The sequence below is a fragment of the Kineosporia rhizophila genome (genome assembly GCF_021277265.1).
Classification (GTDB): domain Bacteria; phylum Actinomycetota; class Actinomycetes; order Actinomycetales; family Kineosporiaceae; genus Kineosporia; species Kineosporia rhizophila.
The window spans coordinates 16,098-36,619 of sequence record NZ_JAJSOH010000023.1 but is presented as its reverse complement, the minus strand read 5'-3'; the positions used below and the strand labels follow the sequence as shown (position 1 = coordinate 36,619).

Genomic DNA, 20,522 nt, shown 5'->3' with positions numbered 1-20,522 from the left:
CACCCATGGTGCCCACCGGCGTCCTCAGTTGTTGATCGGGTTTACCGGGCCCAGTACACGCTGACCGGGAGAACCAACAGCACTACCGCGACCAGCCAGACGTTGAACACGACCAGTGCGGCCCCGGCCAGCGCTGGCAGCCGACGGCGGCCGAGCTCGACGCTCAGCACCAGCAGACCGAGCATGGCCAGCCAGGTGAGTGGGCTGTGCGGCAGCCCCAGGTCCTTGCCCAGCGGCTCGTGAATGCTCTGGGCGCCGAGCTGGGAGATGTACCAGTAGGCCAGGAAAGCGCGAAAAGCCCACCAGGACGGGCGGACCGCGCGCAGGAAGTCCCGCAGCCCGGGCCACCAGCGGCGGTCGGCCAGGGCCGCACCGAACTGGTACCGGACGTCTTCCCGGATCACGTCGAAGGCCCGCGACAGACCACGCGCGAACGTCCAGGAACGACCGCGGGGCAGGCGGATGCGCGGACGGCGGCCCAGCCCGGCGGCGCTGCGCAACTCGGCGGCATACGTCGCCGGCAGGCCGAACATGTCCACCGCGGTGGTCGGCTGGTCCTGCTGCACGGCCATCGTCTCGGTCAGGTCGGCGGCCAGGCCCTCGGTGAGCTCGGCCACCGCGTCGGCCGGCAGGTCGGCCAGTTCGGCCCGCACGGCGTCGACGTAATCTCCTACGGCGTCGGTCTTCTGCGCGATGGTGCTCATGGCGCCTCATCCCCCGGGATCGGCTCGGTGTCGGGCAGTGTGTTGGGCACGGTCGGCGGCGTGACCGGGTACTGCATGCGGCTGGGAGCGGTGGCGTCGCGCAGGTTGCGCAGTACCGGATTGCCGAAGCCGTCGTCCTCGGCGTTCAGAGTCTCCTTGAGCGGGTAGACGTTGTAGCGCAACTGCTCGTCGGCGGTCTGGGCCGGAGCCACCTGGATCTGGTTGTTGAACTCCTCCTCGTACCAGAGCTTCTCCGAAGGAACGAGCGGCCGCCCCTGGTCGTCGAACAACTGCACGTCTTTCAGCAGATTGCCCTCGGCGTCGTAGGGGAAGATGTTGCGCACCAGCTCGCCGTTGTTGAGAACGCCCTCGTTGGAAGACACTTCGACGTAGCCCGCCATAGTCTCGCTCTCGCTGTCAACGGGCTGAGCCCAGGACAGCAGTGAGGCGACCCCGAGGAACAGGGCGATCCCGGTGGCCAGATTGGCCGCCCGGGTCAGACGGATGCTGATCCGGTTGCGCAGGGCCAGGTTCCGGCGGCCGACCTCGATGCTGGCGATCATCAGCACCAGGCACAGCAGCCAGCCCGCGATCCCTTCCGGCGCCCAGCTCTCAACCCCGCTGACCACCTGGATCAGCTGATACACCACGTATCCGCGTAGAGCCCACCACAACGGCAGGCAGGTGACGCCGAACGCCCGCACGTCCGGACCGATCGGCTGGGCATCGAGCCAGGTGACGAAAGCCTGCTTGCGGCGGTCGATCTCAGCCAGCAAGCTGAACCGGCGCGGCGACGGCTTGGGCTCGTCGACCCGGGCCGGCAGCCCGGCCGCCGCTCGCAGCTCCGCCGCATAGACCTCGGGCCGGCCGAACAGTTCGTCGGGCAGGGCCGTGCTCTCGGCCAGTGCGTCGGCCAGGTCGGCCTCCAGCCCGCCGGTCAGCTCCTCGATCTCCTCCGGCTCCAGATCACTCAGAGCCTCGCGCACCGCGGCCACGTACTGCACCGGGCCGGGCGCCTCGACCACCGCGCTCATCAGTTCCCCTCCGAAGCGTTCGCCCACCGGCGGCCGGCCAGGGGCACCGTCTTGCCCGACGAACTGCCCGGCTCGGCCAGGAGCGCGGTCATCGTGTCGGCGAATCCGGCCCAGGTCTGCCGCTGGGCGCCGAGTTCCTCACGCCCGCGCGGCGTGATGCCGTAGTACTTGCGGTGCGGGCCCTCGTCCGAGGGCACCACGTACGAGGTCAGCGAGCCCCCGGCGTAGAGCCGGCGCAGCGTGCCGTAGACCGAGGCGTCGCCCACGCCCTCCAGCCCGGCCGTGCGCAACCGGCGGACCACGTCGTAGCCGTACCCGTCCTCCTGCGCGACCACGGCGAGCACGGCCACGTCGAGCACCCCCTTGAGCAACTGCGTCGTGTCCATCCCTCTCCTCAGCCCGTGATCCGCGAACCGGCCCCTGCCCACTGCCGCGGCACAGAAGGTACCGCGCATTGCGCAGTAGTGTCCACGATGCGGGAGCGGATGTCGGCCGGCCCAGCTGAGCCGGCCGGTCCGGCCCGCGCGGGATGCCCGGTTGCCGACGTCCGGTCCGGGTTCCAGCTACGCTCGTCCACCGTGCGTCTGGTTATCGCTCGTTGTTCCGTTGACTATGCCGGGCGGCTGACCGCCCACCTTCCGCTCGCCACCCGTCTGCTGATGGTGAAGGCCGACGGCAGTGTGCTGGTGCATTCCGACGGCGGCTCGTACAAGCCGCTGAACTGGATGAGCCCGCCCGCCAAGCTCTCGGTCGCCACCCCCGACGAGACGGCCGCCGAGGCCGGGGTGGTCGAGGTCTGGACGGTGCAGAGCGCGAAGACCGACGACCGGCTGATCGTGAACCTGCACGAGGTGCTGCACGACAGCACGCACGAGCTGGGCGTCGACCCGGGCCTGGTCAAGGACGGGGTCGAGGCGCACCTGCAGAAGCTGCTGGCCGAGCAGGTGGAGCGCTTGGGCGAGGGCTGGTCGCTGGTCCGGCGCGAGTACATGACCGCGATCGGCCCGGTCGACCTGCTGGTGCGGGACTCCGGCGGGGCCTCGGTGGCGGTCGAGATCAAGCGACGCGGCGAGATCGACGGGGTCGAGCAGCTCACCCGCTACCTCGAGCTGATGAACCGCGACCCGCTGCTCTCCCCGGTCAGCGGCGTCTACGCCGCCCAGGAGATCAAGCCCCAGGCCCGGGTCCTCGCCGAGGACCGCGGGATCCGCTGCGTGATCCTCGACTACGACGAGATGCGCGGCCTGGACGATGTGGAGACCCGGCTTTTCTGATGCTGTACCGACTTGTCTTCAAGCACCTGCTGGTCCGGGTCCCGGCCGAGACCGCGCACCACGGCGCCTTCGCCCTGATCCGCCTGCTCGAGCGCGTCCCGGCGCTGCGCACCCAGTTCGAGAAGCTGCTCGCCCCGGGCGACGAGGTGCTGCGCACCCGGGCCCTCGGCCTGGACTTCCCCGGCCCGCTCGGCCTGGCCGCCGGCTTCGACAAGGACGCGCTGGCCCCCGACGCGCTGGCCGCGATGGGCTTCGGCTTCGTCGAGATCGGCACGCTCACCGGCCGTCCCCAGCCCGGCAACCCCAAGCCCCGGCTGTTCCGGCTGCCCGCCGACCGGGCCCTGGTCAACCGGATGGGCTTCAACAACCACGGTTCCACCGCAGCCGCGGTCCGGCTGAAGAGCCGTCAGGGGCACGCCCTGGTCGGCGCCAACATCGGCAAGTCCAAGGTGGTCGGCCCGGCCGACGCGATCGAGGACTACGTGGCCAGCGCCGCCCGGCTCGGCCCGGTGGCCGACTATCTGGTGGTCAACGTCAGCTCGCCGAACACCCCCGGGCTGCGCGACCTGCAGGCCGTGGCCTCGCTGGGCCCGCTGCTGAGCGCGGTTCGGCGCACTCTCGATGCATCCGCCCCGGCCGGCCGGGGAACCGGTACCCGGCGGGTGCCGCTGCTGGTGAAGATCGCCCCCGACCTTTCCGACGAGGACGTGGACGCGGTCGCCGACCTGGCCCTGGAACTCGGCCTGGACGGCATCATCGCGACCAACACGACCATCTCCCGGGCCGGCCTGAACACCCCAGCCGACCAGGTGGAGGCGCTCGGTGCGGGCGGCCTGTCCGGTCCGCCAGTGGCCGAGCGCGCGCTGGAGGTGCTGCGCCGGCTGCGCGCCCGGGTCGGCGACGACATGGTCCTGATCGCGGCCGGCGGCATCATGACCGGCGACGAGGCCTACGAGCGCATCCGGGCCGGGGCCACGCTGGTGCAGGCGTACACCGGATTCATCTACGGCGGGCTGCTCTGGCCCCGTCAGGTGCAGCGGCGGATCGCGGAAAGGCTTCGCGCCGACGGGTTCTCGTCGGTGAACGAGGCCGTGGGAGCCGACACAAAGGCGGGCTGACCGACGTCCTCGATCTGTGGACGTAAGCCAGCTCGCCGACCGACGAAGGCGGCTCAGAGGCTCATAGCGATCCTCAGGCCGTCTTCCACATCTCGCATCGTCGGTGCCGTCAGCACACCCATGTGCCGCTTCAGCTCGTCGTGGAACAGCTGGACCAGGTCGTCGCACAACGCCCAGCCGACCAGAGGATCGTGAGCAGACAGTGGCACGACCGTAGGCGCCGCCGCTTGTTTGTCGGTGGTCGTGATGCGCACCGCCAGAACCGTGTCCAGGTTCCCGTTGCGGTGGTTGTTCGACACGACCAACCACGGCTTGTCGCCGTGCCCCACATCAGCCATGTAGACGTGGTTGCGGATGGGCTTGAGCAAAGTTCCCCCGAAAGTGACGGATCAGTCGTCGGTGCTGGAGCGCCGCCGGCGCGCACGCAGAGCCTGCTGGTAGCTGATGGTGTCGGCGTCCTCCTGACGCTGGGCGGCCATGTCGACGTACGCCTGCTCGAGCACGGCCTCGTCGAGAGCCTTCACCCCGAGCTGCACGAGCGCGGTGAGGGTGGTGGCTTCCGACTTCGCGGCCGAATGACCGGCCAGATGGGTGAGGGCGTAGTTGTAGGTGGAGCCCGGGGTACGGGCGGCCTCGACAGCGTGGATCAGGTTCTCGTCGAGGGGCACGTTCTTGCGGATAGGTGCGGTCGTGCTCATGAGTCAGATAGTGACCCAGAATGTGAGTCACTTCAACCTGAGTAGGCCGGACGGTGAGGACCCCAGCCGTCCCGGCGCAACGGAGGGCACCCTGGCCTCCCCAGACGTTTTCTGCCTAGACCCGAATGGTGGACGTCAGGTAGCACGCTGACACCCGGTCACGGCACCATCCCTCTTATGGCTGCACGGATCACCGTCATCGGCGCGGGTGTCATCGGCTTGTCCTGCGCGGTCCGGCTGGCCGAGGCAGGACATCCGGTGGACGTGATGGCCCGGGAGATGCCGCTGGAGACCACCTCGGCCGTGGCCGGGGGACTGTGGCAGCCGTTCCTGGCCGAGCCCGCCGACCTGGTGGCCGGCTGGGCGCAGGCCACCTATCACGCACTGTCCCGGCTGGCCCAGGAAGACGAGACGGGCGTGGTGCTGCGGCCGGGGTACATCGTCGGGCTTTCCGAGCGGCCGACCTGGGCCGACGGGCTGCCTGTCGACCTGACCTACGTGAATCATCCGCACCCCCGGCACCGCGGCGGTTGGCACCTCACCGTGCCGATGGTCGACATGACCGTCTACCTGCCGTATCTCGTCGCCCGCCTGCAGGCCGCGGGCGGCACGCTGACCCGGATGCCCCTGAGCGCCCTGCCGGCCCGGGGTCTGGTGGTCAACTGCACAGGGCTGGCCAGCCGCGCCCTGGCGGCCGACCCGAGCGTCTACCCGGTGCGCGGCCAGGTGCTGCGGATGTCCAACCCGGGCATCACCGAATGGTGGGCCGACGACGCCGATCCGGACGTGCTCACCTACGTCCTGCCCCACGCCCGGCACGTGGTCATCGGGGGTACGGCCCAGGAGAACGACTTCGAGACCACCCCCGACCAAGCGCTGGCCGCGCAGATCCTTGAGCGGGCGAAGGAACTGGTGCCGGCGCTCGAGCGGGCCACCGTGCTCGCCCACCGGGTCGGTCTGCGGCCGGCCCGGCCCGCGGTCCGGCTGGAGACGGTACGAGGCGCCGAGGGCACCACGATCCACTGTTACGGCCACGGCGGCAGCGGGGTCACGCTTTCCTGGGGTTGTGCCGACGATGTGCTGGCCCAGGTCTCCGCACTGACGTAGAAAACTTCCCGAGGGCTGTCGATCGGCCCGGTCCTGGCTCGTCATCACTGCGAACCAGACCTGCCCGTGCGACGACGAAGGGAAAGAACGTCATGCGCTACACGCTTCTCATGCACGTCTCCGAAGAGGCCGCCCAGGTGCTCCCGCCCGAGGTGATGGAAGCGGGCCGGCAGGCGATGCGCAGCTACGCCGCCACCCTCCAGGCCGCCGGGGTACTGATCGCCGCCGAAGTGCTCCAGCCCTCGTCCGCCACCACCACGATCCGGGTGGTGGACGGGTCGCTGCAGGTGCAGGACGGCCCGTTCGCCGACACCAAGGATCAGCTGGCCGGAACCATCGTGATCGATGTGGCCGACCTGGATGCGGCGATCGCCTGGGCCCGGGAGGCGCCGCAGGCGCAGTGGGGGTCGGTGGAGATCCGGCCGGGGGCCGTGCACACGGTGGCCGGAGTCTGGACGCCCAACACGTGAGCGAGGAGGCGCGGGCGGCGGCCGAGCATGCCGCCCGCTCCTCCTACGGCCGGCTGGTAGCGCTTCTGGCCGCCCCCACCGGGGATCTCGCGTTGGCCGAAGATGCCCTGGCCGGGGCCTTCGAGGCGGCGCTGCGCCACTGGCCCGCTCAGGGAGTGCCGGACAACCCGGAGGGCTGGCTCCTGACCGTGGCCCGCAACCGGCAGCGCGATGTCTGGAAGTCGGCCGCAGCCCGTACCTCGGCGCCGATCGACGAGGGGGACGCCACGTACGACCCCCTGGCTGACCACGATCCTCTGGCCATCGGCGAGCGCCGCCTCGAACTGCTCTTCGTCTGCGCCCACCCGGCCATCGACCCGGCCGCCCGTACCCCGCTGATGCTGCAGGTGGTAATGGGTTTCGAGGCGGCCGAGATCGCCCGGGCGTTCGCTGTGCCGTCGTCCACCATGGCCCAGCGGCTGGTACGGGCCAAGCGCCGGATCAAGAACACCCGCATCCCGTTCTCCGTGCCGGACCGCCGGGTGCTGCCGGAACGCCTGACCGCCGTGCTGGAAGCGGTCTACGGATGCGCCGCGATCAGCACCAGCGCCGGCGAGGCGCGGTACTTGGCCGTGACGCTGGCGGCGCTGCTCGAAGACGAGGCCGAAGCTTGGGCGCTGGCCGCGCTCACCACCCTTACCCTGGCCCGTTCTCGTTCCCGCACCGGCACTTTCGTGCCCCTGGAACAGCAGAACCCGGCCGAGTGGGACTCGCAACTACTTGATGAAGGGGAAGCGCTACTGCGCAGGGCACGGCCGTCCGGCCCGCCGGGACGCTTTCAGTTGGAGGCCGCCATCCAGGCGGTGCATGTCGACCGCCGGCGCACCGGAAGCACCGACTGGGCCGCGCTGAACATTCTGTACACGGCACTTCTGGCGGTGGCCCCCGGGCTCGGCGCCAAGGTTGCGGCGGCGGTAGTCACAGGACGGCTGCACGGCCCCGAGGCGGGCCTGGCTCAGCTGCCCGCGTCGGGAGTAGAGACTTTTCAGCCCTACTGGGCGGCCCGGGCGGATCTGCTCGCGCGGGCCGGGCGGGAGGCCACCGAGGCGTACCGCCGAGCGGCCGATCTGGCCGAACTGGCCGGCGACGAGAACGGGGCGCAGTTCCTGCGTTCCCGGCCGGCGCCGGGTTCCGGATCGTAGCCTCACCGCAAGGCCGCCGAACACAGCGTCACCCAGCCACAGCAGGGCGCAAGATTCGTGCGGTCGCCGCTCACCCTCGTCATTAATTTTTCCGGCTCCTGCGGCCCTCCAGCACCAAGAAAATACGCACTTTCATTAACTCGGCTTAAGGTTTTCACAGGGTTGCCGAGGGCTTCGCATTCTGCGTTGAGTGCTTCTTGACGCTGGTTTGACTTAACCCGTAACCGCGCGCTCACCAGCACATTTCCGCGGCTCAACCCCCTTAGTCGGATGCCGCTGGTCAATGGTTGCCCCACTTGGCGAAAAACTTGTAAGTTTCCTGCGACTTCACACGATGCCCCGTCCCCCGGGCGCGGTTGCAGGAGGAATACACGGATGACAGAGGGCTTTCCGCCGGCTGGTGAGAACACCGGTGACCAGGCGGGCCAAAAGGTCTCCGCGGAGAATTCGTCCGCACCCCTCACCCGCCCCCGGCGCACGAGTGCACCGGCGCGTCCACTGGTCGCGGCCGGCGTCTCGCGGCGCAGCATGCTGGTCAGCGGGGCCACCGCCGTGGCGGCGGCGGGCGGCACCGGCTACCTGCTGATGCGGGGCGGGGGCAGCGGCAGCGCCACGGCCGCCGCCACCCTGACCACCGAGCAGGCCGTCGCCGGCAGCGCGAGCACCGGCGCGGGCCTGACCACGAGTGCGGGCACCGGCGCCGCGGTCTCCTCGTCCGGCGCCTCGGCGACCGTGCTGCACGGTTCGTCCAAGGCCGCCACGCTCACCGGTACCACCGGTGCGGCCGCCGCCGCCAAGAAGAAGATCAAGGTCGACGCCGACCTGCTGATCGGCCGGGCCACCTACGGGCGCACCGTGGCCAGCGACCGCTCGATCGAGCGCCTCGGCGCCTCGGCCTGGCTGGAGCGCCAGCTGCGGCCGGCCAAGATCAAGGACCCGAAGGGCCAGGCCGTCGACGCCCAGTTCCCGGACCTGCGCTGGAGCATCGCGCAGACCCGCAGCGGCCTGAAAGTGGGCGCCTGGGACGTGATGATGGACGTCTGCGCCAATCACCTGGGCCGGGCGCTGTTCTCCAGCCGCGAGCTGTACGAGGTGATGGTCGACTTCTGGTCCAACCACCTGAACATCGCCTGCCCGAGCAGCGACGTCTGGGACACCCGGCACCGCTACCAGATCGACGTGGTCCGCAAGCACGCCCTCGGCTCGTTCGAGGACCTGTTGCTGGCCAGCGCCTTTCACCCGGCGATGCTGACCTTCCTCGACGCGGCCAACTCGACCAAGGACGCGCCGAACGAGAACTACGCCCGTGAGCTGCTCGAGCTGCACACGGTCGGGGTGAACGGCGGCTACACCGAGAAGGACATCCAGCGCTCGGCCCTGCTGCTGACCGGCTGGACGTTCTGGGACGGCAAGCGCAAGTACGAGCCGCAGCGCCACTACACCGGCCGGATCAAGGCCTACGGTTTCAGCATCGCCAACGCCGACGCAGCGAAAGGTCAGGTGGCGCAGCGCAAGTACCTGCGTTATCTGGCCCGGCACCCGAAGACGGCCCGCAACATCGCCACCAAGCTGGCCACCCACTTCGTCTCCGACAGCCCGCCCAAGTCGCTGGTGACCAGCCTGGCCAAGGTGTACACGAAGAACGACACGGCGATCGTTCCGGTGCTGCGCGCGCTGTTCAGCTCGCCGGAGTTCGCCGCCTCCAGCGGTGAGAAGATCCGCCGGCCGATGGAGCAGGTGGTGGCCAGCGCCCGGGCGATCGGGGTGAAGAACGGCTCGAACGGCAAGGCCCTGCTGGACCTGTACTACGTGGTCAAGGACGCCGGGCACGGTCCGCTGGGCTGGTCGATGCCGAACGGCTACGCCGACCGGGCGGCCTCCTGGCAGTCGCCGGCCGGGGCGCTGCAGGTGTTCAACTCCACCACCGCCATGGTGCACGGCTGGTGGCCGAGCAAGATGTCGCTGCCCGGGCCGGAGAAGCTGCTGGGCAAGAAGCCGACCACGCGCGCCGGGGTGATCACCGCGGTGGGCAAGAAGATCTTCGGCCGCAACCCGACCAAGCGCGAGCGCTCGGCCGCGGTCACCCTGCTGAACGGCACCAAGCTGCCCAAGACGTTCAACGCCAACTCCTGGGAGCAGCACGAGACGATCGCGCTGACCGCGACGCTCTTCCTGTCCGCCCCGGCCCACCTCTCGGTCTGACCGCCGGTCCGTCTGAACAGAACGGTTGCAGAACTGATGACGACGATGATCCCGCAGACGCCGGAGCAGATGCTCGACTGCGGTTGCCCGGAGAACCGGGGCGTCTCCCGGCGCACCCTGTTCCGGATGGCCGCAGTGGGCGGACTGGCCACTGCCACCACGGTTTCCGGGGCCACCCTGGCCTTCGGCGCCCCGGCCGGCACCGGCACTCTGGTGGTGCTCTCGCTGCGCGGCGGCTTCGACGGCCTGTCCGCCGTGGTGCCGCTGGGCGACCCGGCCTACGCCAAGGCCCGCCCGGGCATCAAGGTGGCCGCCGGGCAGTCGAAGAAGCTCGACTCGATGTTCGGCCTGCACCCGGCCATGGAGCCGGTGTTCAAGCTGTTCGACAACGGCACGATGGCCGCGGTGCACGCCGTGGGCCAGGCCGACCCGACCCGCTCGCACTTCGAGGCGATGGCCGAGATGGAGCGCGCCGCACCGTCGTCCAGCCTGCGCACCGGCTGGATCGACCGCACCCTGGGCAGTCTGGGCGACCTCGGTGGTTTCGCCGGCACCCAGGTCGGTTCCGGCTCGCTGCCGGACTCGATGATCGGGCCGAACATGAAGTTCGCGATGAACTCGATCGCCGGGGTGAAGCTCTCGGTGGCCGAGGACCTGGTGCCGCTGTCGCGCTGGCGCTCGGCGATGAAGACCCTGCACACCGGGGCCGCGCCGGAGCTGAAGGCGCCGATGACCAACGCCCTGGGCGCGGTCGGCCGGATGGGCAAGCTGCAGAAGAACGCCGGTAAGTCGGCCAAGGACCTGGGTTATCCGGAGAGCGGGCTGGGGAACGCCCTGCACGACGTGGCCCGGCTGATCAAGGCCGACATGGGGCTGCGGGTGGCCACGGTCGACTACGGCAACTGGGACATGCACGTGAACCTCGGCAAGTCCGACGGCGGCTGGATGTTCAACCAGCTGCAGGAGATGAGCAAGGCCCTGGCCGCGTTCGCGGCCGAGCTGGGCACCGACGGCCTGAAGCGCACCACGCTGATCACCCTCAGCGAGTTCGGCCGCCGGCTCGAGGAGAACGGTTCCGGCGGGCTCGACCACGGCCACGGCAACGTGGTGCTGGCCCTGGGCGGCGGCCTGAACAAGGGCGTGCACGGCCGCTGGCCCGGTCTGGGCGCGGCCAAGCTGGTCGACGGAGACCTGGCCGGGACCACCGACTACCGCTCGATCGTCTCCGAGGTGCTGAAGAAGCGGGTCGGCGTGGACTCCACGACCGACATCTTCCCCGGTTACAAGCCCAAGACGGTTGGCTTGGTCAAGTAGCCGAGGGTCGCTGGAGGGACGGAGCCGGACTGTGAGGGGTCCGGTTCCGTCCCTCTGTCATGAGGGTTCAGCCCAGTTCGGAGTCCACGTAGCACCAGCGCCACCACTCGCCCAGCTCGATGCTGCGCATCACCGGGTGCCCGCTGCTCTCGTAGTGCGCCTGGGCGTGCCGCCGGGGTGAGGAGTCGCAGCAGCCGACGTGCCCGCAGTCCAGGCACATCCGCAGGTGCACCCAGTGGCGCTCGCCCAGCTCCAGGCAGTCCGGGCAGGCGTCCGGCCGGGAGGCCGGGGCGACGGTGAGCGGGCGGTCCTGAAGGTGCGAGCAGGCCCCGGGTTTCGGCGCGGTGAGCATCGAGGACTGTTCCGCCGCGGACGGTCCGGTGCCGGTGGAGAAGCCGTCGAGCATGGCCTCCTCCTGGTCGATCCGTTCCAGCACCCGCTCGACCAGGTCGTGCGGCACCGAGCCGTCACGGCGCACCCGGGCGGTGACCTGCCGCTCCGCCTCGAGCATCTCGACCCGCAGCCGGTGGAAGGTGGCGGCCGGGGTCTCCTGCGCGTTCTCGTTCGAGCCCAGGCGTTCCCAGGCCGCGTTGGCCACCCGCTCGCCCCACGACTCCAGCGTCTGCACCACGTCCGGCGCGTCCTCCGGCCGACGGGTCGCGGCCAGCCGGTCCAACCCCGCCTCGGCCGCCTGCTGCTGGAGCAGGGCCTCCTGCAACGCGTCCTGGGCCGGATCCGGGCCGGCCACCTTCAGCCGGCGCACCAGCCAGGGCAGGGTGGTGCCCTGCACCAGCAGCGATCCGGCGACCACGGTGAAGGCCGCGACCACCAGGGCGGGCCGGCCCGGTACGTCTTCCGGGATGGTCAGGGCGGCGGCCAGGGTGACCACCCCGCGCATCCCGGCCCAGCCGACCAGGGCGACCTCCGGGACGGTCGGGCCCGGCTGTCGCCGGTTCAGGCGGCCCAGCAGGTAGACCGCGGGGAACACCCACAGGCCGCGCACCACCACCACGGCCAGCAGCACGGCCAGGCTGAGCACCAGCACATCGGTGTTCGGCGTCGACTCGTCCTCGATGGCCGCCGTGACCAGGTCCTTCAGCTGCAGCCCGATCAGCAGGAAGATCGCGCTCTCGAGCAGGAACTGCACGGTCCGCCAGATCACCCGCTCGGTGACCCGGGACATCGCCGACTGGATCTCGGTGGCCCGCTGCCCGAGCATCAGCCCGGCCACCACCACCGCGATCACCCCGGAGCCGTGCAGCTGCTCGGCCCCCAGGTAGGCGGCGAAGGGCACCAGCAGCGAGACGCTGGTGTCCAGCACCGGGTCCTCGACCTTGCGGCGCATCAGCGAGACCAGCTGGGCCAGGACCCAGCCGACCAGGACGCCGCCCAGCACCGCCCAGAGGAAGTCCAGCCCGATCGAGAGCACCCCGACCGAACCGGAGACCGCCGCGATCGCGCTGCGCAGGGTGACCAGCGCGGTGGCGTCGTTCAGCAGGCTCTCGCCCTCCAGCAGCGACACCACTGAGCGGGGCATCCGGACCCGGCGGGCCACCGCGCTGGCGGCCACCGCGTCCGGCGGGGCCACCACCGCACCCAGGGCCAGCGCGATCGCGAACGGCACGTCGGGCAGGACCAGCTTCACCACCAGCGCCACCACCAGGGCGGTGACAACCACCAGCACCACTGAGAGCAGCCCGATCTCGTTGCGCTGACGGCGCAGGTCGATCAGCGGGGTACGCACGGCCGTGGCGTACAGCAGCGGCGGGAGCAGCCCCTCCAGCACGATGTGCGGTTCCAGCGGGAGCACCGGCATACCGGGCACGAACGACAGGATCAGACCGGCGAAGGTCAGGAACAGCGGCGCTGAGAGGGCCAGCCGGCCGGCCAGGGCCGCCGTTCCGGCAGCGATCGCAAGGAGAATGACAAGTTCGACCGCCAGAGACACCGCGGGATCATCTCACGGTGTCGTCCGGGGCCTGAGAGAGAATTGAGGACGCCGGTGAGGGCCGGTTCGGTCAGCCCACCAGGGCGGCCGGCCGGATCGAGGAACTCCAGGTCACCCGGGCCACCCTGAGCAGCCGGAGCTCACGGGGACGGACCCCGGTGAGGACCAGTTGGCGGCCGGCCTGACGGGCCCGCCGTGCGGTGCCGACCAGGACGCCCAGCCCGGCCCCGTCCCAGATCTCCAGCTGGTTCATCTCGACCACCAGCTCGTCGCCGCCCTGGCCGCCGTCGACCGCCTCGTGCAGCGCCGACCGGGCGGCCGGGGCCGAACGCGCGTCGAGGCGGCCCTTCAACCGGACCAGGGTGCCGGGACCGGGTACCTCGATGCTCAGCCGAGGGCCCGGGGCCGGATCCATCGGTGCGCGCGGTTCCGGTGGCCGCGGTGGTCCGGTCATCATTCCCATCTCGTGCTCCCCCCAAGTCGCCCCGCCCGGTGCCGCCGGTTTGCGCGTGGTCCCACTCCCAGGGAGGCCGGACGTCACAGAGCGTCGGGCTACTGTGACACGGAAAGCCCGCTGAGCACAGCACCGACCCGCCTGACTCAGGCCCGGAGGTCCTCGGCGACGGCCGGTGGCGCCGGATCCGGCCGGACGAGGACACTGGTGCCATGTTGTACGGCGACGGCACCTCCTACCTGTTGTCGATCCTCGTGGTGCTGGCCGGTTTCGGCGTGATGATGCTGTTCCTGCGCTGGACCTTCAGCTCCGGCAAGTCGCTGGTGGAACGGCGGCCCCGGCAGGGCGGCGAGAACGAGTACGGGTTGTTCGTACCGGTCGCCGCCCCGGCCACGATGATCGAGGGCGAACAACTGCGGCTCCGGCTCGAGGCCGGCCAGATCCGCGCCAAGCTGGTGCAGACCAAGGACGGCCCGCGCCTGATGGTGTTCGAGCAGGACGAGAAGATCGCCCGGGCCGTGCTCGCCGCGCCCCCGCCGCCGCCCTCGACCGGCTTCTAGGTCAGGAGGCCGCCGGGGCCTCGTTCACCTCGAACCGGCGCACGTCGGCGCCGAGGGTGCGCAGGGCGTGGTCGAACCGGTCGTACCCCCGGTCGACGTGCCCGGCCTCGTAGACGATGGTCTCGCCCTCGGCCACCAGCCCGGCCAGGACCAGCGCGGCCCCGGCCCGGATGTCGCTGGCCTCGACCGGCGCACCGGAGAGCTTGGGCACGCCCCGCACGAACGCGTGGTGCCCGTCCATCCGCACGTGCGCGCCCAGCCGGGCGATCTCCTGGACGAACCGGAAGCGGGCCTCGAACAGGTTCTCGGTGATCATCGCGGCACCGCCGGACACCGCGCACAGGGTGACCATGAACGGCTGCAGGTCAGTCGGGAAGCCGGGGTAGGGCAGGGTGGCCACGTCCACCGCCTTCGGCCGCTCGGCGCCCTTCACCCGGAAGCCGTCGGCCAGGGTGATCACCTCGCTGCCGGCGTCGACCAGCTTGTCGATCACCAGCTCCAGGTGCCCGGGCTCGCCGTTGTGCACGATCACGTCGCCGCCGGTGATGGCGGCCGCGAACGCCCAGGTGCCGGCCACGATCCGGTCCGGCACCACACGGTGCTCGACCGGCGAGAGGCTGTCGGTGCCGATGATCTCCAGGGTGGAGCCGGCCACCCCGTCGATCTTGGCGCCCATCCGGCGCAGCATCCGGCACAGGTCGACGACCTCGGGCTCGCGCGCCACGTTGTCCAGCACCGTGCGCCCGTTCGCCAGGACGGCCGCCATCAGCAGGTTCTCGGTGGCCCCGACGCTGGGGAAGTCCAGCCGGATCTCCGCCCCGCGCAGGCCGCCGGGGGCCTCGGCGACCAGGAAACCGTGCTCCACCGCGATCTTCGCACCGAGCGCCTCCAGGCCGGAGACGTGCATGTCCAGGCCTCGTGAGCCGATCGCGTCACCGCCGGGCAGGGCCACCTGGGCGGCGCCGCAGCGGGCCAGCAGCGGGCCGAGCACGCTGATCGAGGCGCGCATCGCCCGCACCAGGTCGTAGTCGGCCTTGTGCCCGGGCACCGCCGGGGTGGTGATCGAGAGCATGCCGCTGCCGTCGACGTAGTCCACCCCGCAGCCGAGCCGGGTCAGGAGTTTCACCATGATCCGGACGTCGAGGATGTCGGGGACGTCGACCAGCGTCGTCGTCCCCTCGGTCAGCAAGGCGGCGGACATCAGCTTGAGCACGCTGTTCTTCGCGCCGGCCACTCTGACGCCGCCCTGCAGCGGCGCTCCACCCACGATCCGGAAGGCTTCCACGACACGGCATCGTATTGCCGATCCGGCCGGTGTGGCCCACATCCGGGCAGGGGTTACCGCCCGTGCGTCCCGCAGCATTCTGCGTACTCACAGGTGAAGCCCATATCGCTGGGCCCGGCCCGGGCGTTACGGGTTCTCGTAGGCTGACCGGATGGTGAACCTGACCCGGATCTACACCCGGACCGGCGACGACGGCACGACCGCGCTGGGCGACTTCAGCCGGACCTCCAAGAACGACCCGCGGCTGATCGCCTACGCCGACTGCGACGAGGCCAACAGCGCGATCGGGGTGGTCCTGGCGGCCGGCGGCGAACTGGACCCGCAGATCGCCCGGCTGCTGCGCCGGGTCCAGAACGACCTCTTCGACGTGGGCTCGGACCTGTGCGTGCCGCTCACCAGCACCCCGCCCAAGCACGAGCCGCTGCGGATCACCGCCGACTACGTGGAGCGGCTGGAGGCGGCCTGCGACGAGTTCAACGCCGCGCTGCCCGCCCTGCGCTCGTTCATCCTGCCCGGCGGCTCGGTCGCCTCGGCCTACCTGCACGTGGCGCGCACGGTGACCCGGCGGGCCGAGCGCTCGGTGTGGGCCGCCCTGGAGGCGCACGGCACGGCGGCCGACGGCGGCGTCAACCCGCTCACCGCCAAGTACCTGAACCGGCTCAGCGACCTGCTCTTCATCCTCTGCCGGGTGGCCAACCGGGAGTCCGGCGACGTGCTCTGGGTGCCCGGCGGCGAGCGGGACTGAACAACAGCAACGGCTCTTCCCACATCGGGAAGAGCCGTTGCCGGGGTCGGTCAGTCGTGCAGGGCAGGCACCCAGCGCGGCTTGCGGTGGGCCCGCTCCCCCAGCACCGCCAGCACGGCCGGCAGCAGGATCCCCCGCACCACGGTGGCGTCGATGAACACGGCGGTGGCCAGGCCCACGCCGAGCTGCTTCATCTCCAGCACCGACATGGTCGCGAAGATCGCGAACACCGCCACCATCACCGCCGCGGCACTGGTCACCGTGCCGGCGCTGCGGGCCACCCCGAGCCGGACCGCGTCCTTCGGGCTGTTCCCGGCCCGCCAGGCCTCCCGCACCCGGGAGACCACGAACACGTGGTAGTCCATCGACAGGCCGAACAGGATCACGAACATCAGCAGCGGCAGCCAGGCCGCGATCGTGCCGATCGAGGTGAAGTCCAGCAGGTCCTCGGCCCAGGTGTTCTGGAACACCATGGTCATCACGCCGTAGCCGGCCCCGACCGAGAGCAGGTTCAGCACCACGGTGGCCAGCGCCAGCGACGGCGAGCCGAACGAGAGCACCATCACCACGAAGGTCAGCACCAGCACGAACCCGACCACCGGCAGCAGCCGGCTGTCCATCCACTCGCTCAGCTCGGTGCCCTCGGCCACCCCACCCAGGTGCACCTCGGCGCCGGGCACGCCGGCCAGGGCCTTCTCGACCACCGGGACCACCTGCTCGCGCACGGTCTCCACGGCCTGGCCGGCCCGCTCGTCCGAGACGTCGAACGGGATCGGCAGGTGCATCACCGAGACCGTGCCCTCCGCCGAGGTCTGGATCTCCGGTGACTCCCCCGCGACCTGACCGGTCCCCTGGGCGGCGGGCCAGGCGTCCTCAAGCGCCGAACGCACCTGCGCCGCGCTGTCGGCCGGCGCGCCGACCACCATCGCGATGGTGGAGCCCTCCTGCGGGAACGCGTGGGTCATGGTCATCGTGGCCCGCACCTGCGGCACGTCCTGCGGCAGCGACTCGACGCCGGCCAGCGAGGTGCGCATCGAGGCGGCCGGGACCGCCAGGGCCACCAGCAGACCGGTGGCGGCCAGCGTCCAGATCAGCGGGCGCCGGGTGACCGCACCGGCCAGCCGGCCCCAGGGCCCGTCGATGCTCGCCTCGCGGCCCACCCGGCGGCCGATGAAGGGCAGGCGCAGCCGGTCCACCTTGTCGCCGAGCAGCGACAGGATCGCCGGGAGCACGGTGGCCGAGGCGATCACCGCGATCCCGACCACGATCATCGCGCCGATCGCCAGCGACGTGTACAGCCCGCCGGCCACGAGCATCCCGGCCATCGAGACCACCACGGTCACCCCCGAGATGATCACCGCCCGGCCCGCCGTGCGCCCCGCCACCTGGATCGTCTCGCGCACCTCGAGGCCGTGCGCCCGCTCCTGCCGGGCCCGCCGGATCACGAACAGCGCATAGTCCACCCCGACCGCCAGCCCGATCAGCAGCACCATGCTCTGGGTGTTCTGGTCGACCTTGTAGGTCTGCGAGATCAGTGCCGTCAGCCCGAGTGCGGTCCCCACCGCCGCGACCCCCAGCAGCACCGGCACGAAGGCCGCCACCACCGAGCCGAAGGCCAGCAGCAGGATGGCCAGAGTGACCGGCAGAGAGAAGATCTCGGCCTTCTTCAGGTCGTCCTCGATCTGCTCGCCGACCCCCACGTTCAGCGAGCCCTCACCGGTCTGCCCCACCTCCAGGTCCGGGTGGGTGGCGGCCAGCCGGTCGGTGATCGGCAGCATCGCCTCGGCGGTGCCGTCGATCCGGTCGGAGTCGTCCACCTCCGCATCGAGCTCGACCGTGGCCAGCATGGTCCGGCCGTCGGCGGAGACCACCGGCTCGCCGATCGAGGCGACCCCCGCCACCCCGGAGAACGCCTGGCTGATCTGCTCCCCCAGGTCGCCCACCTGCTCGTCGCTCAGCGTTCCCCTCCGCGCGCTGATCACGACGTGCTCGGTCGGACGGTCCCCGAAGTCGGCTCCCTCCAGCAGTTCTGAGGCCTTGCGCGAGTCCCCGACCAGCTGCTCGGCCCCCGTCGACGTCTTCAGCCCGCCCCCGAGCATCACGACGCCGGCCGCCACCACCAGGAGCGCGGCAAGAAGAGTGACCCACCGATGGCGGGCGCACCAGGAGGCGACGGACCGGCCTCCTCGTCCCACCGGCTTCTGCGGTGGGGGAACGAGACGTGAACGTTCCGAGTTCGTCGTTGTCGTCATGGTGATCAGCCTCGGGCCGGCGCGCTCCAAGATCACTGGTGCGTCCCCCTCGATCGGGGGTGGGGTTATCCCCACCCCCTCGGGGGTGGCTCCGGTATCCCCACAGCGTGCTCGGCGGCCTACCTTGATGGGGTGATCAAGCCAACCGACAAGGCGCTCGTCGCCCCCGGGTTCGATCTGTTCGACCCGGGCGAGAAGTGGTGGCTGTGGGGCCTGCCCACCGCCTCCGGGGCCCGCCAGGCCGTGGGCTGGTGGCTGCGCGGGTGGCCCGCGGTCTGCCACCTGACGCTCGACATCCTGGTCGCCGTCCCGTATCTGGCCCTGACCGTGCTGATGCTGGTGTCGGTCGTGCTGGTGCCGGTCTTCGGGATCGGCCTGCCGATGCTGCTCGCCGTCCTGGCCTGTGCCCTGGTGGCCGCCCGGCTGGACCTGTTCCGGCTGCAGGCGCTGGCCTACACCCGGCTGGAGTGGATGGGCCCGTCCCCGGCGGCCCCGAAGCGTTCGTTCTGGCGGCGCGGGCTGCTGGGCGGGCCGCAGTGGCGCTCGATGGCCTGGGTCTCCATCCAGGCCTGCTGGGGCCTGGTCACCGGCACCCTGGTGGTCTGCTTCGCCTCGGTCACCCTGGCCCTGGTGCTGGCCCCGGTCTACGTCTGGTTCCTGCCCGGCGCCGAGATGTACTGGCCCTGGGGCGGAACCACGTCCGGGCCGTGGTGGCTGCTGCTGGTGTTCTTCCTCGGGCTGGTCGGCCTGGTCGTCACCCCGCTGACCGCCACCGGCCTGATGGCGCTGAACGTGCTGATGGCCCGTCTGCTGCTGACCCGCCAGCCGCGCTCGGAGGAGGTGCGCCGGCTCAACCAGCGGGTGCAGACCCTGACCCGCACCCGGGCCGCGGCGGTGGACTCGGTGGAGGCCGAGCGCCAGCGGATCGAGCGCGACCTGCACGACGGCCCCCAGCAGCGACTGGTCGCCATCGCGATGGACCTGGGCCTGGCCAAGGACCGGCTGAACCGCGACCCGCAGGGCGCCCGCGACCTGATGGACAAGGCGCACAGCGCGGCGAAGGAGGCCGTGGTGGAGATGCGCCAGGTCGCCCGGGGCATCCACCCGCCGATCCTGACCGACCGCGGCCTGGACGCGGCCCTGTCCGCCCTCGCGGCCAGCGCCCCGGTCCCGGTCAGCGTGCAGACCGTGCTGCCCACCCGGCCCGACCCCACGGTCGAGGCGATCGCCTACTTCTGTGTCAGCGAGGGCCTGACCAACGTGGCCAAGCACGCCCGCGCCCGGCAGGCCCGGGTGCTGGTCAGCGCGGTCGGCGAGTGGCTGCGGATCGAGGTCGAGGACGACGGGGTGGGCGGCGCCCAGCCCGGCAGCGGCGAGGGTGGGGGCACCGGTCTGCGAGGGTTGGCCGACCGCGTGGCCGCGATCGACGGCGCTGTGCACCTCTCCTCACCGGCCGGCGGCCCCACCGTGCTGACCATTCATCTGCCCCTCACCCCCGGGAGTCCGTCGTGAGCATTCGAGTCGTGCTGGCCGAGGACTCGGTCCTGCTGCGGGAGGGCCTGCTGCGCCTGCTGGCCGAGACCGGCTTCGAGGTGGCCGAGGCCTGCCCGGACGGCGACTCCTTCCTGAAGGCGGTCGAGGCGCACCGGCCCGACCTGGTGATCGTCGACGTGCGGATGCCGCCCACGTTCACCGACGAGGGGGTGCGGGCCGCCCTGGTGGTGCGCCACCAGTACCCGAAGATCGCCGTGGTGGTGCTCAGCCAGTACGTCGAGGAGAACTACGCCACCGAGCTGTTCGCGGCCCGTTCCCGGGGCATCGGCTACCTGCTGAAGGACCGGGTGGCCGACGTCAGCGAGTTCGCCGAGACCCTGCGCCGGGTCACCGACGGCGGCACCGCCCTCGACCCGGAGGTGGTGGCCCAGCTGTTCTCCCGGGCCACCCGCAAGGATCCGCTCGGCCGGCTCACCCCGCGTGAGCGTGAGGTGCTCGGCCTGATGGCCGAGGGCCGCTCCAACACCGCCATCGCCGCCGCCCTGGTGATCGGCGAGGGCGCGGTGGAGAAACACGTCTCGAGCATCTTCGGCAAGCTCGACCTCCCCCCGGCCGCCCAGGACCACCGCCGCGTCCTGGCCGTCCTCCGCTGGCTCGGTTCCCAGGCACAGGAGTCCTGAAG

General features: G+C 71.0%; 20 protein-coding genes. 11 read left to right on the top strand and 9 right to left on the bottom strand.

The annotated features are described in order from the left end of the window. Positions 1–41 precede the first annotated feature (41 nt). The 3 genes from LWF15_RS26405 to LWF15_RS26395 are packed head-to-tail and all read right to left on the bottom strand — an operon-like array spanning position 42 to position 2,124. On the bottom strand, positions 42–704 hold the full coding sequence (locus tag LWF15_RS26405; RefSeq protein WP_232813636.1) for a hypothetical protein: 663 nt from the start codon (positions 702–704) through the stop codon (positions 42–44). After that, positions 701–1,738 (bottom strand): hypothetical protein, encoded by a 1,038-nt coding sequence (locus tag LWF15_RS26400; RefSeq protein ID WP_232813635.1) that lies wholly within the window; start codon positions 1,736–1,738, stop codon positions 701–703. The genes LWF15_RS26405 and LWF15_RS26400 overlap by 4 nt, the downstream gene beginning before the upstream one ends. Further along, positions 1,738–2,124 carry a PadR family transcriptional regulator gene (locus LWF15_RS26395; RefSeq protein ID WP_232813634.1) on the bottom strand — a complete coding sequence of 129 codons (387 nt, stop codon included), beginning with the start codon at positions 2,122–2,124 and terminating at the stop codon, positions 1,738–1,740. Before LWF15_RS26395 ends, LWF15_RS26400 begins: the two co-directional genes overlap by 1 nt. A gap of 192 nt (positions 2,125–2,316) precedes the next feature. Between LWF15_RS26395 and nucS the strand changes: the two genes are divergently transcribed. Together nucS and LWF15_RS26385 are read left to right on the top strand one after the other, a co-directional pair. After that, positions 2,317–3,012, top strand: coding sequence for an endonuclease NucS (gene nucS, locus LWF15_RS26390; protein WP_232813633.1), 696 nt, complete (start codon positions 2,317–2,319; stop codon positions 3,010–3,012). A 2-nt stretch (positions 3,013–3,014) separates the two neighbouring features. Further along, positions 3,015–4,130, top strand: coding sequence for a quinone-dependent dihydroorotate dehydrogenase (locus tag LWF15_RS26385; RefSeq protein WP_352396634.1), 1,116 nt, complete (start codon positions 3,015–3,017; stop codon positions 4,128–4,130). Between the two features lie 53 nt (positions 4,131–4,183). On the opposite strand, the gene LWF15_RS26380 is transcribed toward LWF15_RS26385, so the two are convergent. Together LWF15_RS26380 and LWF15_RS26375 are read right to left on the bottom strand one after the other, a co-directional pair. Beyond that, positions 4,184–4,498 (bottom strand): type II toxin-antitoxin system PemK/MazF family toxin, encoded by a 315-nt coding sequence (locus LWF15_RS26380; RefSeq protein ID WP_232813631.1) that lies wholly within the window; start codon positions 4,496–4,498, stop codon positions 4,184–4,186. 21 nt (positions 4,499–4,519) lie between these two features. After that, positions 4,520–4,828, bottom strand: a complete 309-nt coding sequence (locus tag LWF15_RS26375) for a hypothetical protein (protein ID WP_232813630.1) — start codon at positions 4,826–4,828, stop codon at positions 4,520–4,522. Between the two features lie 177 nt (positions 4,829–5,005). Here LWF15_RS26375 and LWF15_RS26370 point away from each other — a divergent pair, with 177 nt between their 5' ends. From LWF15_RS26370 to LWF15_RS26350, 5 genes are all read left to right on the top strand, one after another. Then, positions 5,006–5,935: an FAD-dependent oxidoreductase gene (locus tag LWF15_RS26370; protein WP_232813629.1), complete on the top strand. Its 930-nt coding sequence runs from the start codon at positions 5,006–5,008 to the stop codon at positions 5,933–5,935. Between the two features lie 92 nt (positions 5,936–6,027). After that, positions 6,028–6,405: a YciI family protein gene (locus LWF15_RS26365; protein ID WP_232813628.1), complete on the top strand. Its 378-nt coding sequence runs from the start codon at positions 6,028–6,030 to the stop codon at positions 6,403–6,405. Then, complete coding sequence (locus LWF15_RS26360) at positions 6,402–7,586, top strand: RNA polymerase sigma factor (RefSeq protein ID WP_232813627.1); 1,185 nt, start codon at positions 6,402–6,404, stop codon at positions 7,584–7,586. Before LWF15_RS26365 ends, LWF15_RS26360 begins: the two co-directional genes overlap by 4 nt. A gap of 375 nt (positions 7,587–7,961) precedes the next feature. After that, positions 7,962–9,788 (top strand): DUF1800 domain-containing protein, encoded by a 1,827-nt coding sequence (locus LWF15_RS26355; protein ID WP_232813626.1) that lies wholly within the window; start codon positions 7,962–7,964, stop codon positions 9,786–9,788. Positions 9,789–9,824: 36 nt separating this feature from the next. Beyond that, on the top strand, positions 9,825–11,102 hold the full coding sequence (locus tag LWF15_RS26350; RefSeq protein ID WP_232813625.1) for a DUF1501 domain-containing protein: 1,278 nt from the start codon (positions 9,825–9,827) through the stop codon (positions 11,100–11,102). Positions 11,103–11,169: 67 nt separating this feature from the next. On the opposite strand, the gene LWF15_RS26345 is transcribed toward LWF15_RS26350, so the two are convergent. Further along, the gene (locus LWF15_RS26345) at positions 11,170–13,050 is read right to left on the bottom strand and encodes a Na+/H+ antiporter (RefSeq protein ID WP_232813624.1); all 1,881 of its coding nucleotides are present in this window, start codon (positions 13,048–13,050) and stop codon (positions 11,170–11,172) included. A gap of 70 nt (positions 13,051–13,120) precedes the next feature. Further along, positions 13,121–13,504, bottom strand: a complete 384-nt coding sequence (locus LWF15_RS26340) for an STAS domain-containing protein (RefSeq protein ID WP_232813623.1) — start codon at positions 13,502–13,504, stop codon at positions 13,121–13,123. A 212-nt stretch (positions 13,505–13,716) separates the two neighbouring features. Here LWF15_RS26340 and LWF15_RS26335 point away from each other — a divergent pair, with 212 nt between their 5' ends. Next, positions 13,717–14,064: a hypothetical protein gene (locus LWF15_RS26335; protein ID WP_232813622.1), complete on the top strand. Its 348-nt coding sequence runs from the start codon at positions 13,717–13,719 to the stop codon at positions 14,062–14,064. A 1-nt stretch (position 14,065) separates the two neighbouring features. On the opposite strand, the gene murA is transcribed toward LWF15_RS26335, so the two are convergent. Continuing rightward, positions 14,066–15,349: a UDP-N-acetylglucosamine 1-carboxyvinyltransferase gene (gene murA / locus LWF15_RS26330; RefSeq protein ID WP_232813621.1), complete on the bottom strand. Its 1,284-nt coding sequence runs from the start codon at positions 15,347–15,349 to the stop codon at positions 14,066–14,068. 151 nt (positions 15,350–15,500) lie between these two features. Here murA and LWF15_RS26325 point away from each other — a divergent pair, with 151 nt between their 5' ends. Next, positions 15,501–16,094 (top strand): cob(I)yrinic acid a,c-diamide adenosyltransferase, encoded by a 594-nt coding sequence (locus LWF15_RS26325; RefSeq protein WP_232813620.1) that lies wholly within the window; start codon positions 15,501–15,503, stop codon positions 16,092–16,094. 50 nt (positions 16,095–16,144) lie between these two features. On the opposite strand, the gene LWF15_RS26320 is transcribed toward LWF15_RS26325, so the two are convergent. Then, on the bottom strand, positions 16,145–18,346 hold the full coding sequence (locus tag LWF15_RS26320) for an MMPL family transporter (RefSeq protein WP_232813619.1): 2,202 nt from the start codon (positions 18,344–18,346) through the stop codon (positions 16,145–16,147). 132 nt (positions 18,347–18,478) lie between these two features. On the opposite strand from LWF15_RS26320, the gene LWF15_RS26315 reads away from it, so the two are divergent. Beyond that, positions 18,479–19,858: a sensor histidine kinase gene (locus tag LWF15_RS26315; protein ID WP_232813618.1), complete on the top strand. Its 1,380-nt coding sequence runs from the start codon at positions 18,479–18,481 to the stop codon at positions 19,856–19,858. 2 nt (positions 19,859–19,860) lie between these two features. Beyond that, complete coding sequence (locus tag LWF15_RS26310) at positions 19,861–20,520, top strand: response regulator transcription factor (protein ID WP_332879932.1); 660 nt, start codon at positions 19,861–19,863, stop codon at positions 20,518–20,520. The last annotated feature ends 2 nt before the right edge of the window (positions 20,521–20,522 follow it).